The 13,467-nt window shown below is 49.2% G+C and carries 10 protein-coding genes; 3 read left to right on the top strand and 7 right to left on the bottom strand.

Going from position 1 to position 13,467, the window contains the following annotated elements:
• Positions 1 to 27: 27 nt before the first annotated feature.
• Positions 28 to 1,041 carry a LacI family DNA-binding transcriptional regulator gene (locus PK629_02285; protein HOP10301.1) on the bottom strand — a complete coding sequence of 338 codons (1,014 nt, stop codon included), beginning with the start codon at positions 1,039 to 1,041 and terminating at the stop codon, positions 28 to 30.
• Between the two features lie 419 nt (positions 1,042 to 1,460).
• On the opposite strand from PK629_02285, the gene PK629_02280 reads away from it, so the two are divergent.
• Positions 1,461 to 2,663: a transglutaminase domain-containing protein gene (locus tag PK629_02280; protein ID HOP10300.1), complete on the top strand. Its 1,203-nt coding sequence runs from the start codon at positions 1,461 to 1,463 to the stop codon at positions 2,661 to 2,663.
• Positions 2,664 to 2,744: 81 nt separating this feature from the next.
• Here the strand turns inward: PK629_02280 and spo0A are convergent, their stop codons facing one another.
• From spo0A to PK629_02250, 6 genes are all read right to left on the bottom strand, one after another.
• Positions 2,745 to 3,557 carry a sporulation transcription factor Spo0A gene (gene spo0A / locus PK629_02275; protein ID HOP10299.1) on the bottom strand — a complete coding sequence of 271 codons (813 nt, stop codon included), beginning with the start codon at positions 3,555 to 3,557 and terminating at the stop codon, positions 2,745 to 2,747.
• Positions 3,558 to 4,064: 507 nt separating this feature from the next.
• Positions 4,065 to 4,628, bottom strand: coding sequence for a zeta toxin family protein (locus PK629_02270; protein ID HOP10298.1), 564 nt, complete (start codon positions 4,626 to 4,628; stop codon positions 4,065 to 4,067).
• Positions 4,629 to 4,659: 31 nt separating this feature from the next.
• The gene (locus PK629_02265; GenBank protein ID HOP10297.1) at positions 4,660 to 5,358 is read right to left on the bottom strand and encodes a helix-turn-helix transcriptional regulator; all 699 of its coding nucleotides are present in this window, start codon (positions 5,356 to 5,358) and stop codon (positions 4,660 to 4,662) included.
• A 180-nt stretch (positions 5,359 to 5,538) separates the two neighbouring features.
• Positions 5,539 to 6,906, bottom strand: a complete 1,368-nt coding sequence (locus PK629_02260) for an ABC transporter permease (GenBank protein HOP10296.1) — start codon at positions 6,904 to 6,906, stop codon at positions 5,539 to 5,541.
• Positions 6,893 to 8,911 (bottom strand): hypothetical protein, encoded by a 2,019-nt coding sequence (locus PK629_02255; GenBank protein ID HOP10295.1) that lies wholly within the window; start codon positions 8,909 to 8,911, stop codon positions 6,893 to 6,895. Before PK629_02255 ends, PK629_02260 begins: the two co-directional genes overlap by 14 nt.
• 14 nt (positions 8,912 to 8,925) lie before the next feature.
• Complete coding sequence (locus tag PK629_02250; GenBank protein ID HOP10294.1) at positions 8,926 to 9,654, bottom strand: ABC transporter ATP-binding protein; 729 nt, start codon at positions 9,652 to 9,654, stop codon at positions 8,926 to 8,928.
• 232 nt (positions 9,655 to 9,886) lie between these two features.
• On the opposite strand from PK629_02250, the gene PK629_02245 reads away from it, so the two are divergent.
• Both PK629_02245 and PK629_02240 read left to right on the top strand, forming a co-directional pair.
• Positions 9,887 to 11,677 (top strand): hypothetical protein, encoded by a 1,791-nt coding sequence (locus PK629_02245; protein HOP10293.1) that lies wholly within the window; start codon positions 9,887 to 9,889, stop codon positions 11,675 to 11,677.
• Positions 11,678 to 11,692: 15 nt separating this feature from the next.
• Positions 11,693 to 13,459 carry an ABC transporter ATP-binding protein gene (locus PK629_02240; protein HOP10292.1) on the top strand — a complete coding sequence of 589 codons (1,767 nt, stop codon included), beginning with the start codon at positions 11,693 to 11,695 and terminating at the stop codon, positions 13,457 to 13,459.
• Positions 13,460 to 13,467: the final 8 nt, after the last annotated feature.

Here is a 13,467-nt window from a genome sequence, read left to right as displayed (position 1 = left end):
ACAGTCGATTTGAATCGATATCGATACTCAGCTTCTGAGATCTCCGGTCGAAGCTCTGTAATTGATAAAATATCCCGGGTTTCGCTCGGATACCCGTTTCCCGTCCAATTGTCCGACCAATTTTTCAACCGCCATTGCTCCGAGCGCCATGTCGTCGACTTCGATTGCTGTAATCGAACGATTTTTCAAGGCCGGATTATCATAAAAAGCCGCAATCCGGATGTCTTTCCCCGGCGAAATTCCCCGTTCGTCCAGCCGTCCGAGCGCCGTCAGACAGATCTGGTCATCTCCGCAAATAATGGTGCCTGCACCTTTTGCAATGAGCCGGTCGACGGCCTCATAAATGCTCTCTTTGGTAAAGACGTCCGGAACCACTCTTTCCGCCGGTCTGATATTCGACTTGTGCACAGCTTCCTCAAATCCTATTTTGCGGTTGAGATTTACAATATAATGCGAACTTCCCAAGATAAAACCGGTCTGCTTTTCGGTCGTTTCCAAAAGCCGCGTCGTCAGTTCTTCGCAGGCCTTTGCATGGGGCACGTCCACCTGTAAAACTCCCTGATCCGCTGTTGAGCCGATCACGGCAAAGGGTATATCGGCTTTTGTGAGACATTCCATGCATACGTCTTTGACCAGTGACCGCATCAGAATAACCCCATCCACAGACCTTCTGGATATCAATCGTTGAAGATAAGTACAGTCTTTCTCGGTTGCCGACGTTACTACGATATCATAATTATGCTCTACCGCCTCCTGACAAATCCCCATCAGACAGACTTGGAAAAACGTATTGACGCTTAAAAACGCATCAGCCGGCATGACGACGCCGATATTTCCCGTCCTGCTTGTAGCCAGACGCTGTGCAATGACATTGGGGCGATAATCGTGGTTTGCAATATATTCTAAAACCTTTGCTCTGGTTTGTTCGCTGAAGTTCCCCTTCCCGGCAATTACCCTTGAAATTGTGGACTTTGAAAGTCCGAGTGCATCAGCAATATCTGCCAGTGACATCACGTTTTTACTCTTTTTTTCGTTCGCCATACGCGCGAGTCCACCTCATCTTTGTATAAGCAACCGTTTGCCTAACTCTTGAATCTATGATATCACACGCTCCACACTTTGTCAACGAGAAAAATCAGAGATTTTGTACATTTTATCGAATATGCATAATCCATTATGATCGAATATGCATAATCCATTATGAATGTTTTTGTGACATTTGGAAATATCTAACCTTCCGTTTTACTCATCATGTATTCACAATATCCTCATATATAAGGAGTAAATTAAAATTGAATTCGATATACGTCCAATATCCAAGTGAAATCGTCGTACATTCGAAACAAAATTACCAATATAAATCAATTTGACATTTTATTAATCTTTATGCTATCATAATGGCGATTTAATACCTCGGCTTTATGCCATCAAACCCGAAACGCCGAAAGGAGGCGACAGATATGCGGTTAAACAAGTTGACTCCGCTTTTTTTGGCAGCTGTACTGCTCTTAACGGGCTGCAGTGAAACTTCTTCCGTTATATCCGTAACCTCCATTGAAGTCTCCGGCAGTACCGCCTCGGTATCCGAGCCCGACTTCTCCGTTGTAGAGGTTTCTCAGGAATCCTCTGTCGCATCATCTCAGCCGCAGCCCGAGACAATCCTCCCGGAGCAGCTCAAGCTCGATACGCAAAAGATTTATCTCGCCGATGGACAGTCCTACACCATCAACTCGGTTGTCTATCCCGCCGATGCACTCGGAAAACAATTGGTCTGGAGCAGCACGGACAACTCTGTGGCCTCTATAAAAGAAGGCGTTGTCGAATTTGTCAATCCCGGTTCAGCGGTAATCACCGCATCAACACTGCTCGGAGATCTGACCGAAAGTTGTCAAGTCGAATGTATCACCATTTGTGATACCGTTGATAAATTGGCATCCGTCTTAAAGGTCTCTCTTCTATCCGAAGACAGTGTTTTCAACGCCTATCTTTATGACACAGCGCTTCTCGAGGATCTCACGATCGATCCGGTTTACGGTCTTTATTCAGCCGATGTAAAGGAAAAGATCTATTTTGTCGGAGACGAGACCATGTCAGAGGTTTATCCGGTCACTTTCCAATTGACGCCGAATTTTGCCTCAAGCTGTCTGACCGCGCTTTCTTCAGGCAATCTCACCGGGCTCTCTTTGCTGCAAAGCCAAGCTTGCAATTCTGCAAAGAAATTTGCCGAAGCCCAACTCTCCTCCGGCCTTTCCGATTATCAGAAAATAAAAATTATTCACGATTATATTGTTAAAAACGGCAATTTAGACGCTTTAGCCGGAGAAGACGCCGCTTATTCGGAAACTGTTGCTTACAGTGTTTTAGCGAGTGATATCGCCGTCAGCGACGGCTATGCGGACGCTTTTCAGTTGTTGGCCGGCATCGCCGGTATTGAAACTCGTGTGATCGTCGGAACGGTAAATTCTCAGCGCCGTGTCTGGAATCTGGTCAAGCTCAATGACAGCTGGTATCACATCGACATCGTGGCTGACGATCGCGCCGATATGACGGACGGCACTTTAAATTATGACTACTTTATGATCAGCGACACACGCATCGCTCTTACGCATTCCTGGAACAAGGCTGTCAGCCTGCTTGCGCCTGATGATTACATTGAAAAATAAAAGGAGTGTATTTCGCACCCCAATTAAAATTATTATATTTCTTTTCGAACGATAGGGTGCCGGGCGCACTCCATTAAAACATTAAATTTTCAACAGCTCGCTTTTATCCGGCGCTCGCAGCGACGAAAAGCGACGCTGTTTTTCATTGTCGATACGCAATTTCAGCTTGTCCGCAATCATGGCGATAAATTCCGAATTGGTCGGTTTTCCTCTGCCTGTATGAATTGTATAACCGAACAAAGTATTTAAAACGTCAATATCTCCGCGATCCCAAGCGACTTCGATGGCATGACGGATTGCTCGCTCTACGCGTGATGCGGTTGTGCTGTGTTTTTTTGCAACATCGGGATAGAGCATCTTTGTCACTGCGTTTATGTACTCCCCGTCGTTGATACACATCACAATGGAGTCCCTCAGATATTGATATCCTTTGATATGTGCCGGCACGCCCACCTGATGAATGATCTCGGTCACCATCATCAACAGTTCGCTGTCCGACATCTCATGGAAACCCCTCTCTGCACCGGACATTCCCGTCAAACTCAGCAGGCGGTCTACTGCAATCTGAGGGTCAAACGGTTTCAGCAACAAATACTGTCCGCCGGCCGCAAAGACCTGACGCTCAAGTTCCCCTGTTAGAAAAGCTGTCATGACCATAATTTTTGTCCCTGGGCTGATGGTCCTTGCCTCGTTGATGACGCCGATGGCGTCGATGCCGGCGAGATTGAAGTCAATCAATGCAGCGTCGAATTTTGTCGATGCTCTCATCATCTCCAAAACCACCTTCCCGTTCCGAGGAACGGTAGACACCTCAATTCCGGCTCGAGTTAAAGAATTTGCCAATTCCGAGGCGTTTTGGGTGTTATCCTGCGTGATCAGTATCCGTTGCTTCATTGCGGAAAACTCCTTTCAAAAAATTAATTTATTAAAAGATTACCATATTTATTTAGACATTTCAATGGTTTTTGACGATTATTATGGTATAAATTGTTAACACTATTCGACATATTTCGACATTTAAGGTGGACAAGTTCCCTCTTTATGTAAACCAAAACGGCGCTTCTTTGCAAGCGCCGTCAAACTCTGTCGAAACTTTTTTAAATCATTTTATCTAAAAGTGGAATTAAAAACAGAAATAAAAAAGTAATGGATGTATATTGAAACCACAAATATACCTTCTCCGTGATAAATCATTAACCTTCTTGCCGCTCGCTGCCATCAGTTTTTATTCTGTAGGTATCGTTCCATATATGATAATAGATCCATTCCCCGACGATTTTTATCTCACGGGATAAGTGCTTCCCTATTATAACAGGTGCTTTTTGGTATGTAAACTCAAAAAAATTCGGGCCCCGCCCAGCCTGTGAGCGGTACACCCGGACTTTAATATCAGAATGCGCTTCACATTCGATTGTTGTCTTTGGCTCTTTGGATATAACTACTCAATTCAACCATCCACTTCGGCGTCAGGGCACCCCGGAAAAATAACTGTCCCTCCACAATCCGGGCAACTTCCACAAACCCGTTGCAATTATCGTAAAAATGCACCTCATCACATTGAGGTAAAATCCGCATAAGATTTGAATATCGGAAATTAAACCGTCTGACAACATCGGCTTCGGGAATAAAATGACCGCCGTTTTCCGCACGAATACGGATGCGCATGATACTTTCCTCAACGGTCTCAAGCCCGACATAATACAGACGGATATAATATCCTCTGCGGCGGGCACGGCCGATCGTTTGAAAGGTTTTGACACCGGATAAAGTTGTCTCCTGAGTAAAATTAAGCCCTTTATTCATCAGCTGCTTTATTCTGCCCAACGCAATTTTACCCGCTTCGATGTTAGAAATTTCTCTCTCGGCAGCGATGTCATCTACATTTATTATTTCGCCCAGATCTTTACGCTCGGATTGGAGCACACCGGATAAACTGGACTTCCCGGCGCCGTTTACGCCGCCGATGATGGTGAAGGTTTTAATGGGTCAACACCCCCTATTTCTTGGGCTTGGCGCCCATCCTCGATTCGGCCGCGCTGACGACGTTGAACAGCGAGGCGGCGGTTTGCTGATAACGGGAGGATAACTGCTCCGGAGACATCTCCGGTGCGATTTCCGGTGTCACAGGGCTGTATTCGCCGATTGCGTCCCCGGAACAAAGCGTGGTCATATAAGCCTCACTCACCTGCATCGCCGCGTTGCTCAAGCCGGTCGAAAGCCCCTCCCGAATCGCAAACATCGCACGGGGATTCTTGGGATTGGCACAATACAGAATATGAAATACTTTATACAAAGCCAGTGACAGATATGCGCTAATCTCGGTGGTCAGATCCTTTAATTTCGGTGAACGAAGCTGATCGAAAACTATACTTACTGTATTGACAATTAACTTCTTGTTCAGGGTTGCAACGACGCTGCCGTTAAAGGTTTTATCACCGGAATCGTCATATTCGGGGATATCCTCTGCCATAAGCTGTACGCCCTGCCGGTCGGACGTCCGGCCCAACAGATAGTCGGTCGAGACGCCGTATTCGTCGGCGACAGCGATCACAAAATCCAATCCGCATTCTCGGATACCTTTTTCATAATGGGATAAAAGCGCCTGGCTGATGCCGAGTTTTTGGGCGGCAGCCTTTTGGCTTATATTTCGTTCCTTACGCAGTAATGATAAAATGCGCGGAAAGTCGTTTCTCATTTTGTCACACGACCCTTTCGTACCTGAATTGGAGGCGGATTATTATTATACTATATTTTATACCATTTGTATAGACCTAAAATGAAAATTTTACGTTTTTTTGTCGAAATATTTTTACGCTTTATAAAAACAGGGCGCTCGGAAAACCGGACGTCCTGTTCACATTTTGCTTAAAATATTCTAATATCTCATGGCCTCAAGCGCGGAGAGCCGCGTAGCTCTGTGCGCCGGCAGAAACCCGGCGATCAGCCCGACGAGTACGGCGAACAACACCGCACCGAGCGCCAACCATGCCGGAATTACCGACAGTTTGCTGCCGTCCATTCCGCCGAACAATGAGCCGCCGCCCACCTTATTTAAGACAAACGATAGTGCATAGCTAAATCCAATGCCAATCGCACCGCCGACCAAACCGATAATACCTGCCTCATACAGAAACAACGAACGGATATCGCCGACCACGCAGCCGATGACTTTCATAATGCCGATCTCACGGGTGCGCTCATAGATGGACATAATCATCGTGTTGGTAATGCCGATCGCGGCAACCAGCAGCGAAACCGCACCGATGCCGCCCAGAATCAGCTGGATGCTCTGCATCTGCTTTTGATAACTGGCAATCCATTCGGCATTAGCATAGGCCTGATACCCGAGATCCTGAATCTGCTTGGCAATGTCGATGGTCTCGTTCATTGTTTTAGCCTTGACATAGATCTGGTCGTAGGTAATTTTCGCGCTTGTTTTGTTACCGTTGTATTTGTCGTATTCCTTCTTCAGCTTGAGGGCCGTCTCCATGTCGACATAGACATTATAGTCCTTCTCGCCGTTTTCTGACGCAAGCACGCCTGTGATGTCGAGCGTATAGACCTTGGCGACATTGGTATTGCCGTCGTCATAAGTATTGGGCATCTTATAGTTATAGTCGAAAGTGAACTGGATGCGATCCGTCAAAGGGTCGACTAATAATACCGGTTCTTGGTATTCACCGTCATCAACGACGACACCGCCGGGGGCTATGGCTTCTTTGTAAGCAATACCTCCGCCGCCCCAGCTGCCGTTGTCCCTCGGATTATAAAAGAACGAGGCAACCTGTGAACCGAAAAGGCAACTAAAAGTCTTTCCGGCGGCAGTCGAAGTCTCGGGCAGCATCTCACCGCTCGCCACCGTAAAACCGAGTTTTTCCATGATGTCGCGGCGTACGCCGATTATCGAGACATTCGCGTGATATTTTCCGGAGATGAAGTGGCCATATAGGGATACTTGCGGAGAAACCGCAATTACGCCGTCAATGGTCTGCAGTTCTTTAACCGCATCATCAGTCAACGGAACTTCCTTACCCTCGCTCCAGTTCGGATAGACATTGACCAACGTCAGGTCGCCCATGTTCTCCATCTCTTTGGAGAAGTTCACGTTCAATGCGACGCCCAGCGAGATCATAACCACGATTGACGCCACGCCGATGACAACACCGAGTACCGTCAAAACGGAACGTGCTTTCCGGCGCCGGAAGTTACCCAACGCCATCAGCGCAATATCAGTCTTCTTCATTTGCTGCCTTTGCTTTCTTTGCCTTTTTTACCGAAACCACGATAATGACCGTGACAACTGCAACCGCACCGAAACCGATCAACGTCCAGACCCACCATGCCAAACCGTTTTGAACCGGTTCAATCGGACCCACGGGATCAACCGGGAAACCCGGATCGGTCGGATCTGTAACCTCCATCGGCATGACCTCGACGGTGAATTCCTGCCGCAGTTCCTGCGGGGTGCCGTTCGAGCTCTCATATTTTAAGACGATTGCACCGGTCATTGTACCGGTACCCATCGCCATCATGTAGTCGTCAAAATAGTCATTTTGTCCGGCATTCATATTACCGACATAAGTATCGCCGCTCGAAAGTGTAAAGTCGCCTTCCACAGCGATTGTCAGGTTATAAATCGTGGCTTTTCCCTTATTGATATACTGAAAGCTGACAGGGATCATATCGCCTTCCATGGCGCTCTGCATCAGGTTGAAGCCGACCGTCTCAAGACGTTGCTCCTGGCTGACAGCGAACGAGAGTTCCTCGGTCGTGCTGAAGGTTCTGCCGCTCTCATCCTCGTATTCAATAGAGAGCATGATCGGATAAATGCCCGGTTCCGCGTCCTGATTGGCTACGAGCTGAATCGATTTGGTGGCTTCACTCTCGGCGGCAATGCTGTCGATATAGAACGAGTTGCTGCCTTCGGCAACCACAAAAACCGCGCCGCCGCTGGACACAGAACCCGAAGACAGAACGACTTTGATGTTTCGGACTTCGGTGGTCTTTGCGGTGTTTTTCAAAGTGAAGCTGAGTTTAAATTCGTTGCCCGAGGTGATGGTGTCAGTACTTGTATTATATTTCGAAATAATGATTCTCGGGGTTGAAGAAGAACTGCCCGCGCCGCGGTCGAGTTCGAGATAGGCGGTGCTGTCCAACTTAGAATCGGTTGTCATATCCGTCGAGCGGTAATTAAGGCCGAAAGTGAGCGGATAGTTTCCGGCGGAGACCGAACTGTCGATATAGACCGAGAAAACGGCCTGCGCCTCTTTCCCTGAGGAGATAGCGCCCAAAGACACCGGTGTGAAGTTTTCGTACAGCGAGAATCCGGAGGTCGGCTGTGAACCGAACGTCACGTTCATCTTGCTGATATCGTATTCGCCCGGATTGGCCACGACAACTGTCATCAGGTATCGGTTGGGATTGTTTTCGTCGGCTTTTTGAATGCCGATGGATTTGACATACGGCAGCGCTGCCAGATCACGCGCTTTGACTGCGACGGTGATTGTGCCCTCAAAGGTCGAAGGGGTGCCATCGTCGGAATTCGCGGTGATGGTGTAACCGAGAACATAATTGCCGCCCGGAATATCGGCCGAGATCGCCAACGGGATGATGACACTTCCCAAAGAAACCGGGTTGATCAGCGTTGTACTGCCCTGCCCCGATGCCATCGTGAAATACTGTGCGGCGTCCCCGGTGCCTGCCAGCTGAACGGAAACGCTGTGTGCGGCACCTGTGCCGGCATTTGCAATTGACAGGGTGATGTTGCTCGTTCTGCCGCCCATGAGGCCGTTTGCGCTGACCGCTGTGACATTGAGCAGCGGCGCAGAACCGTCGGAACTCGAAGGAACCGCCGTCCCGTTAATCGAAACGGTTGTATTATTGATATAGGTGACCGAATCGATGATTGAAGTGACCCGAATGCTCAGCAAACCGCCGGTACCTTTATAAAAAGCGTTGATGGAAACGACCTGCGGTGAATTCGCGGCAATTTTCGCATTGGGAACCACCACGTTTACCGGCTCAAAGTCGCAGCCGGACAGGACTTCGATATTGGTGATTTTAACTTCTTTATTCCCATTATTCATCACGAGGATGGGGACGGTGGCGTAACCCGGTGTAAATACGTTCTGGGAGCCGACCGAAAATGACAGGGGCGCCTCTGCGGCCCCTACTGTCGCCGCGAACAGTGAAAAAGCCATCACCAGTGCAAAAATCCATGCAAGCATTCTCTTTTTTGTAATTATCATATTGTTACCCTTCTTCAATGTACTTCCGCTGACTGCGTAACAATCTGCGGATGTTCGTTTTCTTCAACGCTGAGGATGTTCCCGTCAAGGACATGAAAAATCTTATCAGCGTATTTCGCCAAATCCCGGTCGTGCGTAACAAGTACCAGCGTGCCGTGGTTTTTTCGGATCTCGCGTACGATCAAATCCATGATCTCGGTGGTGGTCTTGGAGTCGAGATTCCCGGTCGGCTCGTCCGCAAAGACAATTTTCGGCGCTGCCACAAACGCCCGCGCAATGCCAACCCGCTGCTGTTGTCCGCCCGAAAGCTGGTCCGGTCTGTGATTCAGATGGTCGCCGAGTCCCACGTTTGTCAGAATATCTTTCGCGGCCTTTAACCGTGCTTTTCTCGGCACTCCCTCAAAGGTCAGCGGCAGCGCCACATTCTCCAATGCGGTCATTGACGGAATCAGATTGTAACCTTGAAACACGAACCCGATGTTCCCCTGCCGGTATTTCGCCAGCGACTTTTCGTTCATTTTGTCGATGTGGTTTCCGTCGATTGTAATCGTACCTTTGGTCGGTTTTTCGAGCCCGGCCAGCATGTTTAAAAGCGTCGATTTACCCGAACCCGAAGTCCCGAGCAGACAGCAAATTGTACCGCGTTCTACCTGTATATTGACACGATCAAGCGCAACAACCTTTTCCTGACCGATCCGGTAGACCTTCCTCAGGTCGCTTACGTCAATCACCAGATCTCCCATTCATATACCATGCCTTTCATCATTGATATCCTCCGGCGCTATGACCGGTTTCTGATAAGACAGATTCTTATTCCATATCGTTACAACAAAGGAAAAATTTTTCTGAAAACGCATCCGACGTGCGATGTATAAATTTCCTTTTTTGGTTGCCGAGGTCATTTTACAGGTTGACTTTACCCCTCGCTGCGGGTTACAATGAACCAGACGCAACTGCGCAATTGGAGGTAACAACATGAAAAAGAAAATGACCATTTTTCAGATCACGCCAATCAACACCGATGTCACCGATCTGAAAAAGTTCGAAACATATGCCGCAAGGGCTGCCAAAGCCGGTGCGACCCACATCTTCGTCACCGAAGTCGAAAAAAGCCGCTGGATCTGGGAACGCGATATGAGTGATCCCTATCCCAACTGGGGCATGCTCAACTCGGCGCTGTTTAAAATCATCGTCCCGAAAGAATTGAAAAATTACATTCCGCAGGATTATGCCAACCGCAACTTTGAACTGATCAAAAAACGCTGTGCGATCTTGAAAAAATACGGCTTGAAAGCCGCCGCCTACTTCGCAGAGCCGTTTTATCTGCCCGAGGAGGTCTATCGTGACCATCCGTCCTGGCGTGGCCCACGCTGCGACCATCCCCGCCGTGCAACCAATTATTATTACAGTCCCTGCATGGACAATCCCGAAGTACTGGCGATGTATCGCAGCGCGATGAAAAGACTCTGCGAAACCGCCGAAATTGATTATGTCTATCTGCACACCAACGACTGCGGCGCGGGTATCTGCCATTCCAGCGGACTCTACGACGGCCCGAACGGACCCGAATGGTGCAAGAACATCCCGTTAGCTCAGCGGATTCTCGGTTATTTCCGCGTCTTCCGTGAAGGCGCTGCCGACGTGGGACGGGAGATCTCCATCGAGACCAACAGCAATATCGGGTTTAAAGCCGATGAGAGCGTCATGGACGCCGTCTGGCCGCTGCTCGACGACGGTATGGCTGTCAACTTCAAGAGCAACAAAGGCACGCCGCTCTCCTCGTTGGTCGACGTTAATTACGAATTCACCTACTCTCCGGTACGCTGCATTCCGCTCTATTTTGAATACCTGCGCCAACTCCAAAATGCCAATGAAAGCAAGAGCGAAATTTTGCGGCTGTATATCAACGACGACGACCTCGACGGTTATTTTACGCTGTATGAGATGTTCTCAGAACACCCGACTCGTTCCTTTGCCGACCGCGCCGCGTTGTTGAAAAAGTTTGCCGCACAGGTCGCCGGAAGCCAAAATTCCGGTGCGCTTGTCGACGCATGGCAGGCCATTGACCTCTCCGTCAAACACTACCTCGACACCTGCATTGAGGGCTTCTCGTGGACCAGCGTCAATCAGCGACTCATCAACCGTCCGTTTGTGCTGTTCCCCGACGAACTGACTGAAGAAGAAAAGGATTATTACCGCCCGTATCAGTTCCAAGCCGTCGATGAAGAACAGGCCAACGACCTGCTCAACAACCAAAACACCTCGTTCATCCGTGGATACTATGCGGTATTTCTGGCCTCGAAATGTCTTCAGAAGATGATGGCGCAAATTGATGCGGCACGAAAACTGTATTTGAATGTTGCGGAAAAATCGGATCATCCGGAATTGTTCCTGTTGGCCGCAGACCGCTTTTCGCTGTTAAACTGTTTTGCAAAGAACTATATGCACGCGATGAAATTTCAAGACATCGTCGATTCCACCGACTATACCGAAGAACCGGAAATCAGCCCGCAGTGGCCGCTCGACGCCGATCCGCGCCTGCTCGAATACGAACGCCTGACCCGCGCCGAAATCGACAATACCTATGAAATCATCCGCCTGATCGAAGGCCGGGAACGCGAAATGCTGCTGCTCTCACCGACAGCCGCGCTCGAAGACATCTTCTGGCTGTCGCCCGAGATCACCGAACAGCTGCAAAGAAAGGCCAATACCATGCTGAATCATCAGCTCGACGGCAAGCGGCTTTTCCGCACCAATAATAAATAATACACAGGAGGCATAATGCTCTCAGACGAAGAAAGAAAACCCCGCAAAGGGCTTATAAGGCGGTTCCTGCCCTATTATAAAAAATATATTCCGGTTCTGGTGTTTGACTTGTTCTGCGCGGCGTTCACCACCGTATGCGAATTGGTGCTGCCGCTGATCGTGCGTTATATCACTAACGCAGGGATTAATGATATTGCCTCGCTGACCATCGCCGTGATTCTCAAACTCGGCGGGCTTTATCTCGTCCTGCGCATCATTGATACCGCAGCCAATTACTACATGGCCTCAGTCGGACACGTTATGGGTGCGAGAATCGAAACCGACATGCGCCGGGATATGTTCAACCACCTGCAAAAACTTTCGTATTCTTTCTACGATAACACCAAGATCGGGCAATTGATGTCACGCATCACTAATGATCTGTTTGAAGTCACCGAATTTGCCCACCACTGCCCCGAGGAATTCTTCATCGCGGGAATCAAGATCATCGCGGCGTTTGTGATTTTATCGCAATACAGCTTTTGGCTGACGCTGATCGTATTCTCCGTAATCCCGGTGATGGTACTCGTGCTGCAATTTTTCAATACCCGTATGCGGGCCGGTTTTCGGCAGTCGCGCATCAAGGTCGGCGAGCTGAATTCGCAGGTGGAGGATTCGCTGCTCGGTATCCGCGTGGTGAAATCGTTTGCCAACGAAGGCATCGAGAGCGAAAAATTCGAAGAGGGCAATATCGGCTTTTTAAAAATCAAAACCAAGGTCTACCGCTATATGGCGGGATTTCAAGCCTCGACCCGGTTTTTCGACGGCGTAATGTACATCACGGTCGTCGTCGCCGGTTCCATGTTTATGATCAAGGGCAAGATCCAACCGGCCGATTTGATTGCTTATCTGATGTATGCCACCACACTGCTGACCTCAATCCGGCGTATCGTCGAATTTGCCGAACAGTTCCAACGTGGTATGACCGGAATCGAGCGTTTTTCCGAGATCATGGACACCCCCGCTACCATCGTCGACAGTCCGAATGCCATCGCGCTTGAAAACGCACGCGGTGAGATTGATTTTGAAAACGTCTCGTTCAAATATTCCGAGGAAACCGATAATGTTCTCGCGGACATTAACATCCACATCGGCGCGGGTGAAAATGTCGCGCTGGTCGGGCCTTCCGGCGGCGGAAAGACCACGCTGTGCAGCCTGATTCCACGCTTCTATGAGACTCGCGGCGGTTCCATTAAAATTGACGGGCGTGATATCCGCGACTTCACCTTGTCTTCCCTGCGTGGCCAAATCGGCGTCGTGGCGCAGGATGTCTATCTGTTTTCGGGCAGCGTGCGTGATAATATCGAATACGGCAAGCCCGGTGCGACTGACGAGGAGATTCTCGAGGCGGCCAAACTCGCGGGTGCCGATGAGTTTATCGGTGAACTTCCCGACGGATTCGACACTTATGTCGGCGAACGCGGCGTCAAGCTCTCGGGCGGTCAGAAGCAACGCATTTCGATTGCGCGGGTGTTTTTGAAAAATCCGCCGATTCTGATCCTCGATGAGGCCACCAGTTCTCTCGACAACGAGAGCGAAAAACTGGTGCAGCAGTCGCTCGAGCGGCTGGCAAAAGGCCGCACCACGCTGACCATCGCCCACCGTCTGACGACCATCCGCAATGCCACAAAGATTCTGGTTTTGACGCGAAACGGCATCGTCGAACAGGGCACGCATTCTGCGCTTCTTGCAAAGAAAGGCATTTATGCCGGCCTTTACGAGATGTACGCGGAGAAAGTATAATCAATACA

The sequence above is a fragment of the Oscillospiraceae bacterium genome, assembly GCA_035380125.1.
GTDB lineage: Bacteria > Bacillota > Clostridia > Oscillospirales > JAKOTC01 > DAOPZJ01.
Note: the sequence above shows the minus strand (reverse complement) of the source record. Positions and strands in the feature narration are given on the sequence as shown.